This window comes from Williamsia sp. Leaf354 (genome assembly GCF_001424365.1).
GTDB lineage: Bacteria > Actinomycetota > Actinomycetes > Mycobacteriales > Mycobacteriaceae > Williamsia_A.
In genome coordinates, this window is sequence record NZ_LMPL01000001.1 from 859,985 (window position 1) to 880,322 (window position 20,338).

The window sequence follows — 20,338 nt, forward strand, 5'->3', positions numbered from 1 at the left end:
AACCATCGCTTATGTGCGGAAATGCCAGTTCACAGGGTCCAAAGGTGGGCATGAAGGACCGATATTCGCCAGAGTAAATATGCGATACATAAACTTGGGGAATAGCGACCGATTTCTTTGGCGAACACCGCTATGTTTGTCGGATTCGAATCATCGCTATCGAATTCGGGAGCAGGAACGAATGATCATTCATTCTGTGATGAGATCCGGTACGGACATGTTCGGACCCGGGCTCTCGCCGTCGAGGTGCGATTCAGCTGCGCCCCGGCAGTCGCGGCGTGCGGATCACGACCACGGCTTCGGCGGGGCCGCGGGTGGTGTACCGGTGCGGGGTGTCGCTGCGCCAAGAGTGTGATTCGCCGGGGCCGAGGCGCGTGGTGTTCCCGAGAGGGCCGACCAGGAGATCTCCCGCGACCACGGTCAGGTGTTCGGTCACCCCGGTGACGTGGCCGGGTGAGGTGTGGTCGGCGTCGGCGGCGAACTCGAGCCGGAACACCTCGACGGTCGCGTCGACGAGTTCGCGGACGTCGAGGGTCACCGACGTCATGCCGCCGCTCTCGGTGCGGATCGACGCCGCCGTCAACGCCGTCATCGGTACGCCGAGCGGTGTGCACAGTGCGTACAGCGTCTCGATGGTCGGATTGCGCCGCCCCGCCTCGAGGTCGGACAGCGAGCTCTTCCCCACTCCGGACCGCCGGGCCAGCTCCGACAGACTCAGCCCCGCGCGTCCACGGAGCTCGCGCACGCGCTCGCCCACCGTGACCGAGATCGATGTCGGGTCCATGGGCCTCGACTCTAGGTGCCCGTGGCGCTATCGTTCCGTCAACAGAACGTTCTTTTTGCAGAACGAAGGCCCCGACGGGAGCATCGATGCAGCGGGTGAGTCTGTCCGTGCCCATCGGCGCGGGCGTCGTGTGTGCGGTCGTCGGGTTCACCAGTTCCTTCGCGGTGGTGCTCACGGGGCTGCGCGCGGTGGGTGCGAGTCCGGCCCAGGCGGCGTCGGGGCTCCTCGCGGCGTGTGTCCTGCAGGGCCTCGGGATGCTGGCGCTGGTGATCCGGTTCCGGATGCCCATCACGCTGGCGTGGTCGACCCCTGGCGCTGCGCTGATCGCCTCGACCGGCATCGTCGAAGGAGGGTGGCCCGCCGCGGTCGGAGCATTCGTGGTCACCGGTGTGCTGATCGTCGCGACCGGTCTGTGGTCGGGACTGTCGCGACTCATCGCGCTCATCCCGGCCCCGGTGGCCCAGGCGATGCTGGCAGGGGTGCTGCTCCCGCTGTGCCTCGCGCCGGTGACGGCCCTGTCGCACCACCCGTGGGCGATCGCGCCCATCCTGTTGGCGTGGGTGGTGCTGGTGCGGTTCTCACCCCGGTGGGCGGTGCCCGGCGCGTTCGCGGTCGCCGTGGTGGTGATCGTCGTCGATCTCGTCCGCTCCGACGCGTCGATCAACGGCGACCAACTGCTGCCGCAGGTGGTGTGGACGACACCGCACCTCACGGTCGCGGCGGTGACCGGTATCGCGCTGCCGCTCTACATCGTGACCATGGCCGCGCAGAACATCCCCGGCGTCGCGGTGATGCGGACCTTCGACTACGAGGTGCCGTGGCGGCCGTCGATGGGGATCACCGGCCTCACGACCGTGGTCGGTGCGGGTTTCGGCGTCCATGCGCTGAACCTCGCGGCCATCAGCGCCGCGCTCGCCGCATCTCCCGACGCCGATCCCGACCGCAACCGTCGATGGGTGGCCGCGGTGTCGGCCGGGGTGGCCTACCTGGTGATCGGCGCGGGCTCGGCGGCCGTCGCGACGCTGGTGGTGCTGGCCCCCGAGGGCACCATCCAGGCGGTCGCCGGTGTCGCGCTGCTCGCACCTCTGGCCGGTGCGCTGTCGGCGGCGGCCGGGTTCGACACCGGCAGGGCGGGTGCGACAGGAACCGACGCGAAAGCGGCCACCGGTGCGCGCACCGCCGCGATCGCGACCTTCGTGGTGGCCGCATCGGGAACGACGTTCGCCGGCATCGGTTCAGCATTCTGGGCGCTGGTGATCGGTATAGGGATTCACCTGCTGCTCCGGCCCCGACGCCCCCGCGGGATCACTGCTCCAGACGCGCCCTGAGGGAGTCGATCTCCTCCTGCATCGCTCGCAGTTGCTCGGCGTGGGCGACGTTGAGCTCCTTCACGTACTCCCGGTCGTACTGCGGCACGATGCTGCGTGAGCAGTTCCAGTCGAACGCCTCGATGTCGATGACGATCGACCGCTCGCTGCGCGCGGTCATGCGTCCGTCGGCCACGGTCATCAGCGCGGCGTGCAGATCCGGATCGGTCGCGGCGTCGATGACCTGAGCGCGCCCGTACAGCTTCAGTCGGGTGCGCATCGGGAAGTCGGCGACGAAGATCGCCACGCGGCCGTCGGTGTCGATGTTGGCCAGCGACGCGAACTGCGAGTTGCCATGATGATCGGCGAAACCGAAGCGCGACCCACCCAGGTGGTGGATGAAACCGCGAGGCCCGCTGCGGTACTGCACATACGGCCACCCGGTCTCGGCCACCGTCGCGAGGTGGATCTGGAACGCGCGGGTGAGCATCGAGATCTCGCGACCGGAGAGCTCCGGGGGCCCGTCGTCACCGCGCTCCATCTCCGAGCCGTAGGCGGTGTAGCTGCCCGTCGCGCGCTGCCGGGCGAGGGTGCGAGGCCCGAAGACGAGGTGGTGGTAGTGGTTGTTCGGCACACCGCTGAGGTTAGGCTCGCCCGATGGCCGAGCATCAGTTGCAACCCATCGACGACGTCTCCTTCTTCCACCGGGCGCCGGTGGCCTACCGGTTCACCGTCGACCTGCCGGTGACGCCCGACGTCGCGTGGGCCGAACTCACGCGCCAGAACACCCTGGACTGGTGCCGGATGATCAAGAAGGTCACGTTCACCTCGCCGGAACCGCACGGTGTCGGGACCACCCGGACCGCCGAACTGGCACCCGGCCTGGTGAAGATCAACGAGCGGTTCTTCGTCTGGGAGGCCGACGCCGAGGCGGGCACCTACCGCAACGCGTTCACCGTCGTCTCCGCGAACGTCCCCGGACTGCGACGCTTCGGCGAGCTGACCGAGGTGGTCCCCTCCGGACTCGGATCGCGGCTCACGTGGGCCTTCGCCATCGAACCGGCGGGCCCGCTGGCCAAGCTGCCGGGGCTGTCGGTCGTGAGCAAGCCCGCGCTGGGCACCTTCCGCACCGACACGGTGAAGCACTTCGCGAAGCTCGCCTGAGCACGTTCGGGTCCTGTGGCGGCTCAAGCGTCGTCGAGCAGGCGACTGTGCACCCGTCCGCGGCGGATGAGGGCCGCGGCGCCGAGCAGCGACGCGACCATCGAGCTGAGAAGGACTGCCGCCTTGGCGAGTTCGGCTTCGTCGGGCGGTAGCGCCAGGTCGGCGATCAGCAGGCTCACCGTGAACCCGATACCACCGAGGATGGCGACCGCGAGCAGGTCGCGCACGAAGAACCCCTCGGGTTTCGCGGCGAGTCGCAACCGGATGCACAGCCAACTGGTCCCGAAGATGCCGATCGTCTTGCCGACCACGAGACCCACCATGATGCCGATGGCGATGCGGTCGGTGAACAGCTCGCCGACGACCGGAGGGCTGATCGGCACCCCCGCCGCGAACAGCGCGAACAGCGGGACGCAGATCGCGGCCGAGATCGGTTGGATGCGGTGCTCGAGCCGCGACCCCGGCGCGCAGTCCTCGCCCGGGTCGGGTCGCACCCGGGTCAGCAGCCCGAGCGCGACGCCGGCGATGGTGGCGTGGATGCCGGCGTTGTAGACCGCGACCCACGTGACGACCGCCAACGGGATGTAGACGAACCGGGTGGTGATGCGCAGGCGTTGGCACCACCAGTAGAGCGCCATCGCCACTGCGGCCACCGCCAGCGCCACGAGGTCGAGGGACTCGGTGAACACCGCGGCGATGATCGCGATCGCGATCAGGTCGTCGACCACGGCGAGCGCGAGAAGGAACACCCGCGCGCTCGACGGGATCCGTGACCCGACCAGCGCCAGCACGCCGAGCGCGAACGCGATGTCGGTGGCCGCGGGGATCGCCCAGGCCTTGTCGATTCCCGGTGTGTCCCAACCGATCGCGATGCAGATCACGATGGGAACCACCACGCCACCGACCGCCGCGACCACCGGCAGGATCGCCTGTTTGAGGCTCGACAGCTCCCCGAGGACGATCTCGCGTTTCAGTTCGAGACCCGCCACGAAGAAGAACACCGCGAGCAGTCCCTCCTGCGCCCAGTGTCCGACGGTGAGATCGAGTCCGAGGACATCGGTACCGACGTGGGTGTCGCGCAGCGTGAGGTACGCGTCGGACCATGGCGAGTTCGCCCACACCAGTGCGACGGCCGCCGCGGCGAGCAGGATCATGCCGCCGAACGTCTCGGTGCGCAGGTAGCGGGCGAAATCGCTCGGAGAGGGCGGGGAGAGGCGGGACGAGGTGATGGCGGGGATCCTGACTGATCGCGGGGTCGACTGAGCTGTTGCCGACCAGACTTCCCGGCGCACCGGGACCGATCTTAACGCGATCATGACAGCGACCACGCATTTACACTCTCCCCTCCAGGGAGGGTAGGGTTCGCCAGATGCCCACGTCGATCGTCTCCGATCCTGCCCGCGACCAGTCGGTGCTCGCCGCGCTGCGCTCGCCGTCGCGACTGCGCACCGAGGTCCTCGCCGGACTCGTCGTCGCGCTCGCGTTGATCCCCGAGGCCATCTCGTTCTCGATCATCGCCGGCGTCGATCCGCGTGTCGGGCTGTTCGCGTCGTTCACCATGGCGGTGACCATCTCGATCGTGGGCGGCCGCCCCGCGATGATCTCCGCCGCGACCGGCGCGGTGGCCCTGGTCGTAGCACCACTGGTCGCCGACCACGGTCTGGATTACCTGATCGCCGCGGTGATCCTCGCGGGTGTGGTCCAGATCGTCCTCGCGCTGCTCGGTGTGGCGAAGCTGATGCGGTTCATCCCGCGCAGCGTGATGGTCGGGTTCGTCAACGCCCTGGCGATCCTCATCTTCATCGCGCAGCTCACGCACCTGTTCGGGGTGCCGTGGCTGGTCTACCCGATGGTCGCGGTCGGGCTCGCGATCATGGTGTTCCTGCCGCGCCTGAACTCGATCGTCCCCGCTCCGCTGGTGGCGATCGTGCTGCTGACGGCGGCGACTGTGGCGTTCGGGTGGAACCAGGTGCCGAACGTCGGCGACGAGGGTGACCTGCCCTCGAGCCTGCCGGCCTTCCTCATCCCCGACGTGCCCTACACCTGGCACACGCTGTCGATCATCGCGCCGTACGCGGTGACCATGGCGATCGTCGGTCTGCTCGAATCGCTGATGACGGCCAAATTCGTCGACGACATCACCGACACGCACTCCGACAAGACGCGGGAGAGCACCGGGCAGGGCGTGGCGAACATCGTCACCGGGTTCTTCGGCGGTCTCGGTGGCTGCGCCATGATCGGCCAGACGATGATCAACGTGAAGGTCTCCGGTGCGCGCACCCGCATCTCGACGTTCCTCGCCGGCGTCTTCCTGCTGATCCTCGTGGTCGGGCTCGGCGACATCGTCGCGTTGATCCCGATGGCGGCGCTCGTCGCGGTGATGGTGATGGTCTCGGTCGGCACCTTCGACTGGCACAGCATCACGCCGTCGACGCTGCGAAGGATGCCGAAGAGCGAGACCCTGGTGATGCTGGTGACCGTCGTCGTCACGGTGCCGACCGGCAACCTTGCCTACGGTGTCGGCGCCGGAACCCTCACCGCCATGGTGCTGTTCGCCCGTCGCGTCGCCCATCTCACCGAGGTCGTCGACGTGACCGGTCCCGACGATGCACCCGACACGCGCGTCTATGCGGTGCGGGGCCAACTGTTCTTCGCCTCCAGCAACGACCTGATCTATCAGTTCGACTACGTCGGGGATCCCGCGAACGTCGTGATCGACCTGGCCGACGCCCACATCTGGGACGCGTCGACGGTCGCGACCCTCGACGCCATCACCACCAGATACGCGGCGAAGGGCACCGATGTGACCATCGTCGGTCTCGACGCTGCCAGCGCACAGCGGCATTCGCGGCTCACCGGCACGTTGAGCGGCGCCCACTGATGTCGGGGACGCACCTGCAGATCGGCGAGGTCGCCGAGCGGACGGGACTGTCGATCAAGACCATTCGCCACTACGACGAGGTGGGTCTCGTCGCACCGTCGGCGCGGTCGGCCGGTGGTTTCCGGCTCTACACCGACGCCGACGTCGACCGGCTGTTCGCGATCCGCCGCATGAAACCCCTCGGCTTCACCCTCGACGAGATGGGGGAGCTGCTCCGATCGCTGGCCGTCCTCGACGACCCGGGATGCACCGAGGCCGAGAGAGACACCGCGCGAACGTATCTCGCCGACTGTCACACCCGGGCCACCCAGGCGTGCGAGAAGTTGTCGATCCAGCTCGACTATGCGCGTGAGCTCACCGCTCAGTTGTCGGAGTTCGCCCCCGGCCCGGGCGGCGACTGAGCGCGGCCTCGGCTCGTGGCCGGATGCGCAATGCCGTCGGTCGGGAATTCTGTTGCCGCCCAGGAGGACAGCAGTCGTAGCGCCTGCTCGGAGGACGACCCGGGCTCGGCGGCGTAGATGGTGAGTGTGAGCCCGGGCTCGGCGGCCATCTCGAGGCCCTCGTAGGCCAGTGTCATCTCACCGACCACGTGATGGCGGAAGGTCTTCGACCCGGTGCCGTGGTGGCGGACGTCGTGCCGGCCCCACTGCCGACGGAACTCCTCGCTGCGCGTGGAGAGTTCGCCGATGAGGTCGTGGAGCTCCTTGTTGTGCGGGTCGCGGGCGGCCTCGGTGCGGAGGATGGCCACGGTGACCTCGGCGAACAGATCCCAGTCCGGGTAGAAGGTCGCCGCCCGGTCGTCGAGGAAGGTGAAGCGGGCAATGTTCGGTGGTGCGCCCGGCATGTCGAAGACGTCGCTGTAGAAGGCGCGCGCGAGCGGGTTGACGGCGAGGATGTCCATGCGGCCGTTGCGGACGAACGCCGGTCCGGCCGTGATCGCGTCCAGGGTCCACTGCAGGCTGCTGTGCGCCTGCCAGGTGCGGGTGGTGCGGCGGCGCGGCGGTCGCGCGACCGGACTGGCGGCGTGCGCGAGGTCGAACAGGTGGGCGCGCTCGGCGTCGTCGAGCACCAGCGCGCGGGCGATCGCGTCGAGGATCTCGGGGGAGGCACCGCTGATCGAGCCGCGTTCGAGCCGTGTGTAGTACTCCACGCTGACCCCGGCGAGCACCGCGACCTCGCTGCGCCGCAGGCCTGCGACCCGACGATTCGTCCCGGCCGGGAGTCCGACCGCGGCCGGCGAGATCTTGGCCCGACGTGAGGTCAGGAAGGCCCGGACCTCGGCTTTGTTGTCGACACCCATGGCGACGACGCTAGTACCGCCGTGCGGCGCGAAGGGAGTCCCTGCGCGTACCCCGATCATCACGGACTCCCTCACGCCCCGCGACCGGTGCTGTGGTGGATCCATGACAGAACATCTTTTCGCGGACAAGGTCGTCATCGTCACCGGAGCGGGCACGGGAATCGGTCGGGCCACGGCCGTCGCGTTCGCCGAGCAGGGGGCGTCGGTGGTGTGCACCGGCATCGACGACAGTTCCACCGACGAGACCGCCGACCTCGTGCGCGCCGCGGGTGGTCGCGCCCTCTCGGTGCACTGCGACGTGACAGATGCCGGTTCGGTGGTGAGTGCGCTGGAGTCGACCGTCGCGGAGTTCGGACGGCTCGACATCGCGTTCAACAACGCCGGGGTCGAGCAACCGGTGACCGCGCTGGCCGACATCACCGACAGCGACTTCGACCGCGTCATCGACGTCGACCTGCGTGGGACGTTCCTCTCGATGAAGCACGAGATCCCGCTGATGTTGGCGAACGGCGGAGGGGCGATCGTCAACACCGCCTCGGGAGCAGGGGTGATCGGTATCCGCGGCCAGAGCGCCTACGCCGCAGCGAAACACGGGATGCTGGGGATGACGAAGTCCGCAGCCCTCGACTACGCCGATCAGGGTGTGCGGATCAATGCGATCTGCCCGGGCATCATCGACACCCCGATGATGGACCGGTTCTCCGGCGGCACCCCCGAGGGACGGGCGCGCGTGATCGCCCAGGAACCGATCGGTCGCATGGGCCGGCCCGAGGAGATCGCGTCGGCGGTGCTCTGGCTGTGTTCACCGCTCGCCGCCTTCACCGTCGGGCACGCGATGGTCGTCGACGGCGGCCAGACCGTGGGCCTCTGACCGTGCGCATCAACGGCTCTGCCACACTTCTCCTCGCCGTGCTCGCGGTCGGCGCATGCGCCTCCGGAACGGGATCCGAGGTGACACAACCCGAACCGACGAGCCCGACCACCTCGACGCCCACCGCCGGCGGGCCTCGGGCGTGCGCCGGGTCAGAGACATCGACCCCGATCCGCATCCGCTTCGGTGGAACCATGCTCACCGGGTCGCTCGACACGAGCCCGGCGGCGCGTGCGTTGCGTGACCGGCTGCCGATCACGGTCGCGGCCACCGACTACGGCGGTGTCGAGAAGACCGCCGAGATCCCGGCGCTGCCGATGGTGGACATGCCCGCAGGCGCCGATCCCGAGCCGGGAACGCTGGGCTACTACGCCCCCGACCGGGTGCTCGTCTTCTACTACGGCGACGTCGGATACTTCCCCGGTATCGCCGCCCTGGGGCGGTTCACCGACACCGATGGCGTCGTGGCCACGGCCACCGGTGCGGTCACCGTGACCGTCGAACTCGACTGCTGACGCCGAGGATCGGGCCCGTGCCGACGACACCGACCCCTCGAGTCAGTCCCCTACTTCTTCTTGCGGATGTTCTCGAACACCGTCGGATCGACCAGCGTCGAGGTGTCACCGAGTTCGCGGCCCTCGGCCACGTCCTTGAGCAGTCGCCGCATGATCTTTCCGCTGCGGGTCTTCGGCAGCTCGGGCACCACGTAGATCTCGCGGGGCTTCGCGATCGGGGAGATGTCCTTCGACACCTGCGCCTTGAGCTCCTTGATCAGCTCGTCACCGGTGTCGGTGGTGCTGCCGCGCAGGATCACGAACGCGACGATGCCCTGACCGGTGGTCTCGTCGGAGGCACCGATCACCGCGGCCTCGGCGACACCGTGGTGGTTCACCAGTGCCGACTCGACCTCGGAGGTCGAGATGCGGTGCCCCGACACGTTCATCACGTCGTCGATACGGCCGAGCACCCACAGGGCGCCGTCGGAGTCGTAGCGCGCGCCGTCACCGGCGAAGTACCACCCCTGCTTGGCGAAGCGGGACCAGTAGGTCTCCTTGAACCGCTCGTCATCACCCCAGATGCCGCGCAGCATCGCCGGCCACGGCTCGTCGAGCACGAGGTACCCCTGCTCGCCGTCGGCCACCGCGTTGCCGTCGTCGTCGACGATCTTGGCGCTGATGCCCGGCAGCGGACGCATCGCCGAACCCGGCTTGGTCTCGGTGACACCCGGCAGCGGCGAGATCATCATCGCGCCGGTCTCGGTCTGCCACCAGGTGTCGACGATGGGGCTGCGGTTCGCGCCGATCACGTCGCGGTACCAGCGCCACGCCTCGGGGTTGATCGGCTCACCGACGCTGCCCAGCAGGCGGATCGAGGTCAGATCGTGCGCGTCGGGGATCTCGCGACCCCACTTCATGAACGTACGGATCAGCGTCGGCGCGATGTAATACGTTGAGACCTTGTACTTCTCGATGATCTCGAAGTGCCGGTGCTCGTTCGGTGAGTTCGGGGTGCCCTCGTAGACGATCTCGGTCGCACCGTTCGACAGCGGACCGTAGACGAGATAGCTGTGCCCGGTCACCCAGCCGATGTCGGCGCCACACCAGAAGACGTCGCTCTCGGGGCGATGGTCGAACACGTTGCGGAACGTGTAGTTGATCTGGGTGAGGTAGCCGCCGGAGGTGTGCAGGATGCCCTTGGGCTTGCCGGTGGTGCCCGAGGTGTAGAGCAGGAACAGCGGGTGCTCGGCGTCGAAAGCCTTGTAGGCGTGGGTGTCTGCGGCCTCGGCGACCGTCTCGTGCCACCACACGTCGCGGCCGTCGACCCAGTTGAGGTCGGGATCGTGGCCGGTCCGCTTGACCACCAACACCTTCTCGACCGACTTCGCGGCGTCGTCGCCGGTGCCGAGCGCCTCGTCGACCGCGGACTTCAGCGGTGCGGGCTCGCCGCGGCGGTACTGCCCGTCGGTGGTGACGACGAGCTTGGCCGACGCGTCGTCGACCCGGGAGCGCAGGGCGCCGGCGGAGAACCCGGCGAACACCACCGAGTGCGGCAGGCCCAGGCGCGCGCAGGCGAGGATCGTGACGATGGCCTCGGGGACCATCGGCATGTACACCGCCACGCGGTCGCCCGGCTCGAGACCGATGTCGGTGAAGTAGTTGGCGGCCTTGCTCACCTCGGCGAGCAGGTCGGAGTACGTGATGTCGCGGCTGTCGCCGGGCTCACCGATCCAGTGGATCGCCACCCGGTCGCCGTTGCCTGCGTCGACGTGACGGTCGATGCAGTTGGCGGCGACGTTCAGCTCGCCGCCGACGAACCACTTCGCGAACGGCGCGTTCGACCAGTCGAGCGTGTCGGCGAAGTCGGTCTCCCACTGCAGCTCACGCGCCTGCTTGGCCCAGAACGCCAGCCGATCGGCGTCGGCCTCGTCGTAGAGACCGGCCTGCGCGATCGCGTTCGCGGCGAACTCCGCGGGCGGCGGGTAGGCGGCCTGATGTTCGGGCTCGCCTGCTGCAGTGGACTGATCGGTAGCGCTGGACATGGTGTGTCGATCACCTTTCTCTTCCACCGCGCAGGGGAGGTGACCCCGTCGTCGGTGCTCCTCGCGTCTTCCATGGTGAGGGTAGTCACGTTGGGATCGCGTTGCAGGCGGTGGTGATGACCTGCGTCAGCGCCCACCGGCGCCGTCGGCGAGCCAGCGCTCGCGGCGTTGCGCCTGCGCGACCGGATCCGGTACGGGTACCGCGGCCAGCAACTTCTTCGTGTAGTCGGCCTGCGGCGAGGTCAACACCTGCTCGGTGGTGCCGACCTCCACGAGCCGCCCGTTGCGCATGACCGCGATGCGGTCGGACACCTGCTCGACGACGGCGAGGTCGTGGCTGATGAACAAGCACGCGAAACCGTGTTCACGCTGCAGTTGGGCGAAGAGTTCGAGGACCGTCGCCTGCACCGAGACGTCGAGCGCCGAGGTCGGTTCGTCGGCCACCAGCAGGGTGGGCTCGAGCGCCAGCGCCCGTGCGATACCGACACGCTGGCGCTGGCCGCCGGACAGCTCGTGGGGATAGCGGTTGCGCATCGTCGACGACAACCGAACCTGGTCGAGGAGTTCCTCGACCTTCCGATCGAGCGCCCCGCCGCGCATCTTGCGCTTGAGTCGGAGTGGTTCGCCGATGGAGTCACCCACGGGGAATCGTGGGTTCAACGACGAACCCGGGTCCTGGAAGACGATGGCGACGTCGTCGCGGATGGCCTGCAGGCGACGGCGGTCGGGATCGATCATCGACGTCCCGACGACGTCCATCTCCCCGCCGGTCGGTGCGAGCAACCCGACGACGGCGCGGCCGATCGTGGACTTGCCCGAACCGGATTCCCCGACCAGACCCACCACCTCGGATCGGTCGATGTGGAGCGTTACCTCGTCGACCGCGCGGAACGCGGGAGCGCTGCCGCGGCCGGGGTACTCGATGACGGTGGCCCGCATGTCGAGTACACGGTCGGCGCCCGTGGCGGCGGTCTCCGTGGTGGCGCCCACAGCGCCCGGCGTCCCCGTCACCGATGGATCAGGCTCCGTCGCGACACCGTCGGTGTCGGTGTGCGTGCCGAGGTGGGGGACGGCCTCGAGCAGCGAGACCGTGTACGGGTCGGACGCGGACTGATAGATGTCGAGCGCGGTCCCCGACTCGACGACCACACCGTCCTTCATCACCAGCATCCGGTCGGCGATGTCGGCGACGACGCCCATGTCGTGGGTGATCAGCAGGATGCCCGCGTCGATGCGGTCGCGGAGGTCGCGCATCAATTCCAGGATCTCGGCCTGCACGGTCACGTCGAGCGCGGTCGTCGGTTCGTCGGCGATCAGCAGGCCCGGCTCGTTCGCCAGGGCCATCGCGATCATCGCGCGCTGCCGCTGTCCACCGGAGAGCTGATGCGGGAAGGAGTCGACCCGTCGACCGGGTTCGGGGATGTCGACCATGTCGAGCAGCTCGATCGCGCGGACCCGCGCGGCCTTCGGTGTCATCTGCCGGTGGCTGCGGATGACCTCGGCGATCTGGAAACCGATGGTGTACACCGGGTTCAGCGCGGTCATCGGCTCCTGGAAGATGACGGCGATGTCGTTACCGCGCACGGATCGGACCGTGGACTGTTTGGCGCCCACCAGCTCGTGTCCGCGCAGCGAGATGCTCCCGCCCACGCGCGCGTTCGCCGGGAGCAGGCCGAGCATCGCCATCGCGGTGGTCGACTTCCCCGAGCCGGATTCGCCCACGATCGCCAGTACCTCGCGCCGGGCGAGGGTGAAGTCGATGGTGTCGACGGCGCGGAACCAGTCCTTCTGCGTCCAGAAGTCGACGGTGAGTCCACTGACCTCGAGGATCGGACCGTCGGCGCCTGCGCCGCCGGCGAGGATGTCGGAGGAATCTGCGGGTCTGCCGCGGAGCAGGGTGGTCAGATCGAACATGGGTGATCCTCGCTGGTGTGCTGGTGGCGCGCCCGGTGAGAGCATGGTCGGATGGAGACGGTGACCATCCGGCCGCGCGGTGCGCTGGTGACGGCGTGCGTGTTGTGGGTCATCGCGGCGGCCTCGACGGTGTACGGGTTCACCCTCGGTGTGCTTCCCGGGCTGTCGGTGGCGGGACCCATGGTCCTCGTGGCGTCGGCCGCGTGGCTGTTGCTGGCCAATCCGCACGTGCGCGTCGATGATTCGGCGATCACGGTCGTGAACCCGCTACGGACCTTCGTCGTCGACCTGCAGTCGATCGTCGATGTCGCGACCAAGTTCGCGCTGACCGTCGAGACGGCGCACGAGACCGTCGTGGCGTGGTCGGCCCCCGCGCCGGGTGGGCGCGACCACGTTCTCGGGGCGAGGGAGGGGCGCCGACGTCCCGAGGCGGGCGCGGTCCCGCGCTCGGCCATCCGTGCCGACGGCACCGTGGCGCCGGGCGACCTGCCGGGTTCGGGATCCGGCGACGCCGCCGCGGTGCTCCGGAGGAGATGGGAATCAGCCCGGGCGGCAGGCGTTCTCGACGACCTCCCGATCACCGGGGTTCGAGCGCAGTGGAACGTCGCGTCGATTCTCCTCGTGGTGGCGGGGATAGTCACGACGGTGGGTTCTGTTCTGGTGGCGTGACATCGGACGTGTCGTCGAGTCGTGGCTTGGCGGTTCGTCCCAGGAGGCGTTCGTACCAGCGCACCTTCGGGATGTCTCGTTGCCGTGGGTCGTAGGCGTCGCGGAGACCGTCGCCGATGAAGTTGACGGTCAACGCGATGATCACGATGAACAGACCGGGCCACCAGAACAACCACGGGCGCGTGGTGAACGCGGCCTGGTTCTCGGTGATGAGAAGCCCCAGGGAGGTGTCCGGGCTCCGCACGCCCACTCCGAGATACGACAGCGACGTCTCCAACAGGATCGCCGTGGCGGTCATCAACGTCGCCGAGACGACGATGACGCCCACGGTGTTGGGAAGGATGTGCCGGAAGATGATGCGCATCGACGATGCGCCACCGACGCGGGCGGCGTCGACGAACTCGCGTTCGCGCAGCAGCAGGAACTCGCCGCGCACGACACGTGCCAGTGACGTCCACCCGACCAGTCCGATGACGAGTCCGATGATGACGACGCCGGACTGACCGAACTTCGCGCCGAGGGTCGCGGCGATCGCGATCACGGGGATCGTGATGACGACGTCGGTCGAGCGCATGAGGATCGCCTCGGTCCAGCCGCGGAAGTAGCCGGCGACGGCACCGACGACGGTGCCGACGACGGTCGAGGTGAGCCCGGCGACGAAGGCGACCACTATCGACTGCTGGGCACCGCGCATCGTGAGCGCGAAGTAGTCGATGCCGATCGAGTTCTGCCCGAACGGATGCGAACCGAAGTGGAACGGGAAGCGATAGGTGGGGTGTCCGCCGTTCACCGTCGGCGACGGACTCGTGTAGTCCCACTTCCACCATCCGGGGATGCCTGCCCACCCGATCGAGCTGTAGACCAGGACGATCGTCAGGACGAGGATGGCGACGCCCACCATCGCACCGCGGTGGCGGACGAAACGTCGGTAGACCAATGAGCTCTGCGATTGTGCGGCAGTGGTCGGTTCGTCGGCCTCGGGTGTCGGCGGCCCGGTGTGGGCGGGCACCGATGGGTCGAACGGGGTGATCGGAGTCGTCATTGGAGCCGGATCCTCGGATCGAGTGCGGTGTACAGCAAGTCGGCGAGCAGGTTGAAGACCACGGCCGCGGTACCGGTGACGAGGAAGAACGCCATGACCACGTTCGGGTTCACGTCCTTGAGCCCGGAGATGAACAGCGTGCCCATCCCTTTCCACCCGAAGACGTTCTCGGTGATGACCGCGCCGCCGAGGACGGCGGCGAAGTCGTAGGCGACGACGGTCGTCAGCGGGATGAGCGCGTTGCGGAAGGCGTGGCGCATCACCACGGTTCGCTCGGTGAGGCCCTTGGCGCGTGCGGTGCGGATGTAGTCCTGGTTCATCACCTCCAGCATCGACGCGCGCGTGTAGCGCGTGTAGCTCGCGAAACTGATGAGGATCAGTGCCGTGGTCGGCAGCAGCAGCGACGTGGTGAGGTCGAGGAAGTGCTGCCAGGTGTTGCCGCTGAAGTTGGGGGTGGAGTCACCCACGGTCGGGATGGGGCGACCGAACTTCTTGTCGGAGAACCGGGCGAAGTTGCTGAGCACCCGGTCGAGAAGCACCATGAGGCCCGTACCGATCCCGGTGAACACCGCCGCGCGCACCGCGGGGCTGCGGTACTCCTCGCCACCGACGAACCATCCGACGGCCGCCGAGACGATCACGGTGATGATCAGCAGGACCACCAGGAAACTGATCGCGGGATTGCGCAGCACCGGTTGCAGGACCAGCCCGATGATCGTCCCGAGAACGGCGGTGATCACCGCCGACGAGAGGACCGGACGGGCGGCCAGGCCGGCCGTCAGCGATGTCGCCGCCAGCGCGATGAGCAGCGACAGCACCAGGATCAGTCCGACACCGAGGGCGGGGCGCGCGAACCAGTCGACAGCCGAGAAGTACTGCAGGACTGCGACGACGACCACGAGCGACCCGCCGAAGGCGATGGCGCGTTTGCGTCCGTTGCCGCCGATCACCCCGGACAGCACCAACCCGACCAGCACGCCCGCCACCACGCTCACCCAGATCGGGATGGTGGGGCTGGCGAGCCAGTTGTTGAACTTGATCGCGCCGAACTCCTTGAGCAGCACCGCGACCCAGAAGATGGGCAGCGAGTAGAAGAGGAACGAGGCGAAGGTGATCGTGTAGTCGAAGCCGCTGTACTGACGCAGCGCCGAGAGGATGCCGACGATCACACCGAGCACCACGGCCAGGAACAGCGCCAGGATCACCAGGCGGAGCGTGGTGCTGATCGCGTTGCCGAGCACCGCGGTCACCTGCGTGCCGTCGATGGTCTTGCCCAGGTCACACGACACACCGGGGACGAAACAGCCACCCGCGCCGCGTAACCAGTTGAGATACCGCAGGATCACGTTCTGATCCAGATCCAACGCCCGGGTGACCGCCGCGATCTTGTTGTCGCGGATGGCGGCGGGGAAGCTCTCGAAGTTCTGACGCGGGTCGCCCGACCACACGGTGAGCATGTACATCAGGAACGTCGCGCCGAGCAGCACGAAGAAGCTCGTGACGAGTCGGCGGAGTACGAAGTAGAACGCTGGACTGCGAAGGAGTCGCCTCGGCGACCAACGCGCCGATGTGGGCGAGATCCCGGCGGTGGTGTCTGCGGGATCCGACGTTGCTGTCGACATGGTGTGTGAACTCTCGAGGAATGGGGCCGATCATCGACCGGCGGAGGGCGAACGCCACCGAACCGGGTGGTGCGGACCGTGTCGGCCCGCACCGCCCGGGGTGAGAGATCAGGTCAGGACTTGACCCAGCTCGCAGCGTCGAAGGTGGCCTGCGTCTGGGTGGTGTTGAGCACCACGCCGGACACCCTCGGGCTGTAGGCGTTCAACAGCGGCCAGGCGAAGACCGGGATGGTCGCCAGGTCCTTCCACAGGATCGTCTCGATCTGCTTGGTCAGGTCCAGCTGCTGCGACTTGTCGCTCGTCTGGGCAAGCGTGGCCAGCAACTTGTCGACCTCCGGGTTGTTGTACTTGCCGTAGTTCTGATCACTCGTGGAGGTGAACAGAGGCGGGTTCTCCGACACGAGACCGCTGCCGCTCCAGGCGAACTGGGCCACGTCGTAGGCGCCGCTGGTGGTGGCCACGCCCCACTCCTTGGGGGTGAGCGCCTTCACGTTGTACTTGAACCCGGCCTGGCCGCACGAGTCGGCGATCAGCTGCTGGGTCTGCTGACGACGCTGGTTCGGGTTGCCCAGGTAGATCGCGTTGACCGTGAGGTCGGTGACCCCGGACTTGGCGATGTCGGCCTTTGCGCCGGCGATGTCGACCGAGTCGTAGGCCTTGCCGCCGTCGGCGTCGGCCACGGTGGAGTAGCCGTCCTGGACCGGGTAGATGATGCGGGTCTGCATCAGATCTGCGTTCGGCTCCACCGGCTTGATCAGCTTGTTGACGATCTCCTGGCGCGGCAGGCACTTGGCGATCGCCGAGCGCAGCAGCGGGTTGGCGAACTTGCCTCGGAAGTTGAAGTCGAGATGGTCGTAGGAGAAGCCGGGGCCGGTATTGATCTTGGCCGCGTCACCGAGGGCCTTGAGCGAGGAGACCAGGTCGACGTTCGGCTGCGGCTCGATGACGTCGGCGTCACCGTTCTGCAATGCCTGGACCTGCTGCTCCTGAGGGATGAACTTGACGGTGATCCCGCCGTTCTTCGGCTTGGCGCCCCACCACTTGTCGTTGGGGACGACGGTGATCGACTGCCCGGCCTTCCACTCGCCGAGCTTGTACGGGCCCGACGACGGGATCTGATCGGCCGCGGGGAGCTGTCCGGGCGCGAAGCCGACCCACTTGTTGTTCCAGTAATCGGCGATCTTCGCGATCGCAGCCTTGTCGTCGTTCTTGACGGCCTCGGCGACGTTGGTACCGGTGGCCTTCTCGATCACATGCGCGGGCAGCAGCGGCTGGTTCTGGGTGCCCAGAGCGGTCTGCCAGTCACCGAACGGCTTGGAGTAGGTGACGGTGAAGGTCTTGCCGTTCGGATCGTCGGTCGGCTTGTTGATGTCGGAGATACCCGTGGTCGAGACCGGCTGAAACTCGCTGTACTGCCCCTTGTGGGACAACCAGAAGAGGTACCAGTCGGATGCGGTGACCGGCACGCCGTCGGACCAGACGGCCTTGTCGTTGATCGTGTACTTGACCGTCAGCGGATTGTCGGAGACCTTCTCGAAGGTGCCGTAGTCGGTGTCGCGCGCGACGTTGCCCTTGGGGTCGACGTGTGAGAAGAAGCCGAAGGTCTGGTTGGTGACGACTGCGTTCGCGACGGCGTTGGCCGCGGCGTTGTCGTTGTTGTACGCCGAGAACTCCTGCTCGTAGGCGTAGCTGATCTGGTTCTGGTTGCCCGCTGCGCTCGAGGATGCGCCACCGGAGTCACCCGTGTCGTCATCGGAACTGGTGCACGCTGTGGCGACCATGCTGGCGACGGCGATGCCGACGACCGCGGATATGAGTCTTCTGGACTTCATCGTTTCCCTCTTGCTTGTGATCGGGTGACGGCCTTGCGACGAGTTCGTTGAATGTGGACGAATCGTGGCCGAACGTTAGCGAACCACACACACCCCCGGCGGCATTACCCGGGAATTCACTTTCAACACGAACGAAACATTCGACCCCCGAAATCGACGATTTGTCGCATTGGTCGGACCGCTCGCGGTGGCGCTCGTCACGCCGCCTCTCGACGGAGTCTGCCGACCGGCCGCAAGGGGGACGCGAACCCGCGCACTAGAGTTCGGGTGATGACCGACCCGCTTGCGCCCCTCCTCGACCTCCCGGGCGTCGCGGAGGCCGCCGATGCCGCGCGCGAGGCGCTCAGTGCCGTCCACCGCCACCCGGTGAACCTGCGGGGATGGCTCGACACCTCCACCGAGGCGTCCTGGCGGGCTGCGCACTCCTCGGCCGCCATCGACGGCGTGAGTGCATCGTTCGATCGGTCCGACGACGTCGACGATCCGGTGTTGGCCGGCGCGCTGCGGGTGGCACTCGCGCTCACCGGTGACTCCCTCGACGCGCTGGTGTCGGTGTGGACGCGGGCACCGTTGCAGGCGCTCGCCCGATTGCACCTGCTGGCCGCGACCGACATCGTGACCGACCCCGACACCCTGGGGCGTCCCCGTGTCGACGCCGAGGTGTCCGAGCGCCTCGAGATGCTCGCCCAACTCGTCACCGGAGCCACCACGGTCGCCGCCCCCGTCCTCGCCGCGGTGGTGCACGGCGACCTGATGACGCTCGCGCCGTTCCCGGTCGCGAACGGTGTGGTGGCACGCGCAGCGGCCCGTCTGGTCGCGGCATCGACCGGTCTCGATCCGCACAGTCTCGGCGTCCCCGAGGTGACGTGGCTGCGTCGCGTCGACCAGTACCGCTCGGCGGCAATGGCATTCGGCGGCGGTACCGCAGACGGTGTGCGTGAATGGGTGCTGTTGCACTGCGAGGCGTTGTCGGCCGGTGCGGTGGAGGCCAGGTCGATCGCCGAGGCGCGTCGCTGATCGATCCCCGGCGAAAGCCGTCGATGCAGAGAACTTGTCCCACAAAGTATTACGGGCGGCCGGGGTGATCCGAGGTGGATCATCCTGGCCGCCCGTCAGCACGGATCCGGGTTACCAAGCGTGCGCGGTGGGTTGCGTGGGTGGCCTCGGCGATGGACCGCGATGCGAGGATACGCGACGCCCACCCAAGGGTCGTCGTGGTTCTCACTGATCGCGATGTCGCAGGCCCGCAACACTTCTGCCTGTCGCGGCGTGCTCCGCGTGGGTGCTCGATATCCGTGCTGGGTCACGACGTTCGGGGGTCCGCTCCTTCTCTTCCGAAGTGGACGTTGCCGCTCGTCGATCCCGTGCCTCAGTTCTACACCGTGATGGCCGTCACATCAAGGGTTCGATGGTTGCGATTTCGCCGTCGTCACCCCAGCCGGGGTCAGAGAGCCCGAATCGTCAGCGGGACTACCGGTTTCGGCCCTTGTGCAGCGCGGCGTAGGTGAGTCCGCCGGCTACGACGGCACCGACACCGACGGCCGCGGCTCCGGTGAGCATGCCGCGCGACGGCGCGCCGGGGATGCGCTCGCGCAGCGATACCGGGCGGGAGAACGTGAGCACGGGCCAGCCGTGAGTCGCTGCGGCCCTGCGCAACTGGCGATCGGGATTGACGGCCGTGGGGTGACCGACCGCGGCGAGCATCGGGAGGTCGGTGATGGAGTCGGAGTACGCGAAACAGGCTTCGAGGTCGTATCCGCGCCGCGCGGCGAGTTCCTCCATCGCCGTCACCTTGCCGTCGCCGTAGCAGTAGAACTCCACCTCGCCGGAGTAGTGCCCGTCGACGACCTCCATGCGACTGGCCACGGTGGTGTCGACGCCGAGCATCTCGCCGATGGGCTCCACGATCTCGCTGCCCGACGCCGACACGATCACCACGTCGTGTCCGCGGGCGCGGTGGCCGGCGATGAGGTCGGTGGCCTCGGCGAACACCAGCGGGTCGACGATGTCGTGCAGCGTCTCGGCGACGATGCCCCGCACCTGATCGACATCCCACCCGGCGCACATCTGGGTGACGTGCCTGCGCAGCCGCTCCACCTGGTCACGGTCGGCGGCGGTCAGCAGGAACAAGAACTGCGCATAACTGGATTTCAGAACGGCCCGACGATTGATCAATCCCTCGTCGAAGAATGGGCGAGAAAATGCGAGCGTGCTCGACTTCGCGATGATTGTTTTGTCGAGGTCGAAAAATGCGGCGACCGGGGTGTCGGCGGCGCCTGCCGACCTCGGGACACCGTCTCGGCCGGGCGGGGTCACGGTCACCAGCCGAGCGTACGTCCCCGGTGGCCTCACGGCGCGGTGCCGGTGGGGCACACCTCGAGGTTTCGTCTGGTCAGGCGCCGAAAACTACCCG

18 protein-coding genes are annotated in these 20,338 nt (G+C 67.8%); 8 read left to right on the plus strand and 10 right to left on the minus strand.

All coding sequences use genetic code 11. The features are described from left to right. Window positions 1–253: 253 nt before the first annotated feature. The gene (locus tag ASG12_RS04155; protein WP_055785525.1) at window positions 254–784 is read right to left on the minus strand and encodes a helix-turn-helix domain-containing protein; all 531 of its coding nucleotides are present in this window, start codon (window positions 782–784) and stop codon (window positions 254–256) included. A gap of 86 nt (window positions 785–870) precedes the next feature. Between ASG12_RS04155 and ASG12_RS04160 the strand changes: the two genes are divergently transcribed. Then, a complete protein-coding gene (locus tag ASG12_RS04160; RefSeq protein WP_055785528.1) occupies window positions 871–2,112 on the plus strand; it encodes a benzoate/H(+) symporter BenE family transporter in 1,242 nt (413 codons plus the stop codon). On the opposite strand, the gene ASG12_RS04165 is transcribed toward ASG12_RS04160, so the two are convergent. Continuing rightward, a complete protein-coding gene (locus ASG12_RS04165) occupies window positions 2,090–2,725 on the minus strand; it encodes a pyridoxamine 5'-phosphate oxidase family protein (RefSeq protein ID WP_055785531.1) in 636 nt (211 codons plus the stop codon). The two genes, ASG12_RS04160 and ASG12_RS04165, sit on opposite strands and share 23 nt — an antisense overlap. A 23-nt stretch (window positions 2,726–2,748) precedes the next feature. On the opposite strand from ASG12_RS04165, the gene ASG12_RS04170 reads away from it, so the two are divergent. Further along, a complete protein-coding gene (locus ASG12_RS04170) occupies window positions 2,749–3,255 on the plus strand; it encodes an SRPBCC family protein (RefSeq protein WP_055785534.1) in 507 nt (168 codons plus the stop codon). A gap of 23 nt (window positions 3,256–3,278) precedes the next feature. Here ASG12_RS04170 and nhaA read toward each other — a convergent pair whose 3' ends face one another. Next, window positions 3,279–4,409: a Na+/H+ antiporter NhaA gene (nhaA, locus tag ASG12_RS04175; RefSeq protein WP_055785537.1), complete on the minus strand. Its 1,131-nt coding sequence runs from the start codon at window positions 4,407–4,409 to the stop codon at window positions 3,279–3,281. A gap of 215 nt (window positions 4,410–4,624) precedes the next feature. On the opposite strand from nhaA, the gene ASG12_RS04180 reads away from it, so the two are divergent. Together ASG12_RS04180 and ASG12_RS04185 are read left to right on the plus strand one after the other, a co-directional pair. Then, complete coding sequence (locus ASG12_RS04180; RefSeq protein ID WP_055785540.1) at window positions 4,625–6,136, plus strand: SulP family inorganic anion transporter; 1,512 nt, start codon at window positions 4,625–4,627, stop codon at window positions 6,134–6,136. Further along, the gene (locus ASG12_RS04185) at window positions 6,136–6,537 is read left to right on the plus strand and encodes a MerR family transcriptional regulator (RefSeq protein WP_055785543.1); all 402 of its coding nucleotides are present in this window, start codon (window positions 6,136–6,138) and stop codon (window positions 6,535–6,537) included. Before ASG12_RS04180 ends, ASG12_RS04185 begins: the two co-directional genes overlap by 1 nt. Here ASG12_RS04185 and ASG12_RS04190 read toward each other — a convergent pair. Further along, window positions 6,498–7,436: a helix-turn-helix transcriptional regulator gene (locus tag ASG12_RS04190; RefSeq protein WP_055785546.1), complete on the minus strand. Its 939-nt coding sequence runs from the start codon at window positions 7,434–7,436 to the stop codon at window positions 6,498–6,500. The two genes, ASG12_RS04185 and ASG12_RS04190, sit on opposite strands and share 40 nt — an antisense overlap. 103 nt (window positions 7,437–7,539) lie before the next feature. Between ASG12_RS04190 and ASG12_RS04195 the strand changes: the two genes are divergently transcribed. Together ASG12_RS04195 and ASG12_RS04200 are read left to right on the plus strand one after the other, a co-directional pair. After that, window positions 7,540–8,307 carry a glucose 1-dehydrogenase gene (locus tag ASG12_RS04195; RefSeq protein WP_055785547.1) on the plus strand — a complete coding sequence of 256 codons (768 nt, stop codon included), beginning with the start codon at window positions 7,540–7,542 and terminating at the stop codon, window positions 8,305–8,307. A gap of 80 nt (window positions 8,308–8,387) precedes the next feature. Beyond that, window positions 8,388–8,822 (plus strand): cyclophilin-like fold protein, encoded by a 435-nt coding sequence (locus ASG12_RS04200; protein ID WP_156377910.1) that lies wholly within the window; start codon window positions 8,388–8,390, stop codon window positions 8,820–8,822. A gap of 50 nt (window positions 8,823–8,872) precedes the next feature. Here the strand turns inward: ASG12_RS04200 and acs are convergent, their stop codons facing one another. Further along, window positions 8,873–10,846, minus strand: coding sequence for an acetate--CoA ligase (gene acs / locus ASG12_RS04205; protein WP_055785553.1), 1,974 nt, complete (start codon window positions 10,844–10,846; stop codon window positions 8,873–8,875). Window positions 10,847–10,972: 126 nt separating this feature from the next. Then, a complete protein-coding gene (locus ASG12_RS04210; protein WP_055787609.1) occupies window positions 10,973–12,676 on the minus strand; it encodes a dipeptide ABC transporter ATP-binding protein in 1,704 nt (567 codons plus the stop codon). 135 nt (window positions 12,677–12,811) lie between these two features. On the opposite strand from ASG12_RS04210, the gene ASG12_RS04215 reads away from it, so the two are divergent. Then, on the plus strand, window positions 12,812–13,429 hold the full coding sequence (locus tag ASG12_RS04215; protein ID WP_055785556.1) for a hypothetical protein: 618 nt from the start codon (window positions 12,812–12,814) through the stop codon (window positions 13,427–13,429). On the opposite strand, the gene ASG12_RS04220 is transcribed toward ASG12_RS04215, so the two are convergent. The 3 genes from ASG12_RS04220 to ASG12_RS04230 all read right to left on the minus strand — a co-directional run bounded on the left by ASG12_RS04220 (window position 13,398) and on the right by ASG12_RS04230 (window position 17,925). Continuing rightward, a complete protein-coding gene (locus ASG12_RS04220) occupies window positions 13,398–14,471 on the minus strand; it encodes an ABC transporter permease (protein WP_082501619.1) in 1,074 nt (357 codons plus the stop codon). The genes ASG12_RS04215 and ASG12_RS04220 overlap by 32 nt on opposite strands. Then, on the minus strand, window positions 14,468–16,093 hold the full coding sequence (locus ASG12_RS04225; RefSeq protein WP_082501620.1) for an ABC transporter permease: 1,626 nt from the start codon (window positions 16,091–16,093) through the stop codon (window positions 14,468–14,470). Before ASG12_RS04225 ends, ASG12_RS04220 begins: the two co-directional genes overlap by 4 nt. A 113-nt stretch (window positions 16,094–16,206) precedes the next feature. Further along, window positions 16,207–17,925 (minus strand): ABC transporter family substrate-binding protein, encoded by a 1,719-nt coding sequence (locus ASG12_RS04230; RefSeq protein WP_082501621.1) that lies wholly within the window; start codon window positions 17,923–17,925, stop codon window positions 16,207–16,209. Between the two features lie 267 nt (window positions 17,926–18,192). Here ASG12_RS04230 and ASG12_RS04235 point away from each other — a divergent pair, with 267 nt between their 5' ends. After that, window positions 18,193–18,942, plus strand: coding sequence for a hypothetical protein (locus ASG12_RS04235; RefSeq protein WP_055785560.1), 750 nt, complete (start codon window positions 18,193–18,195; stop codon window positions 18,940–18,942). 453 nt (window positions 18,943–19,395) lie between these two features. Here the strand turns inward: ASG12_RS04235 and ASG12_RS04240 are convergent, their stop codons facing one another. After that, the gene (locus tag ASG12_RS04240; protein WP_055787616.1) at window positions 19,396–20,241 is read right to left on the minus strand and encodes an HAD family hydrolase; all 846 of its coding nucleotides are present in this window, start codon (window positions 20,239–20,241) and stop codon (window positions 19,396–19,398) included. Window positions 20,242–20,338 lie beyond the last annotated feature (97 nt).

Excerpts from the sequence above, each read along its gene's own strand:
- ASG12_RS04155 (WP_055785525.1), bottom strand. The coding sequence starts at position 784 with ATGGACCCGACATCGATCTCGGTCACGGTGGGCGAGCGCGTGCGCGAG.
- ASG12_RS04160 (WP_055785528.1), top strand. The coding sequence starts at position 871 with ATGCAGCGGGTGAGTCTGTCCGTGCCCATCGGCGCGGGCGTCGTGTGT.
- ASG12_RS04170 (WP_055785534.1), top strand. The coding sequence starts at position 2,749 with ATGGCCGAGCATCAGTTGCAACCCATCGACGACGTCTCCTTCTTCCAC.
- nhaA (WP_055785537.1), bottom strand. The coding sequence starts at position 4,409 with ATGATCCTGCTCGCCGCGGCGGCCGTCGCACTGGTGTGGGCGAACTCG.
- ASG12_RS04180 (WP_055785540.1), top strand. The coding sequence starts at position 4,625 with ATGCCCACGTCGATCGTCTCCGATCCTGCCCGCGACCAGTCGGTGCTC.
- ASG12_RS04185 (WP_055785543.1), top strand. The coding sequence starts at position 6,136 with ATGTCGGGGACGCACCTGCAGATCGGCGAGGTCGCCGAGCGGACGGGA.
- ASG12_RS04190 (WP_055785546.1), bottom strand. The coding sequence starts at position 7,436 with ATGGGTGTCGACAACAAAGCCGAGGTCCGGGCCTTCCTGACCTCACGT.
- ASG12_RS04195 (WP_055785547.1), top strand. The coding sequence starts at position 7,540 with ATGACAGAACATCTTTTCGCGGACAAGGTCGTCATCGTCACCGGAGCG.
- acs (WP_055785553.1), bottom strand. The coding sequence starts at position 10,846 with ATGTCCAGCGCTACCGATCAGTCCACTGCAGCAGGCGAGCCCGAACAT.
- ASG12_RS04215 (WP_055785556.1), top strand. The coding sequence starts at position 12,812 with ATGGAGACGGTGACCATCCGGCCGCGCGGTGCGCTGGTGACGGCGTGC.
- ASG12_RS04220 (WP_082501619.1), bottom strand. The coding sequence starts at position 14,471 with ATGACGACTCCGATCACCCCGTTCGACCCATCGGTGCCCGCCCACACC.
- ASG12_RS04225 (WP_082501620.1), bottom strand. The coding sequence starts at position 16,093 with ATGTCGACAGCAACGTCGGATCCCGCAGACACCACCGCCGGGATCTCG.
- ASG12_RS04230 (WP_082501621.1), bottom strand. The coding sequence starts at position 17,925 with ATGAAGTCCAGAAGACTCATATCCGCGGTCGTCGGCATCGCCGTCGCC.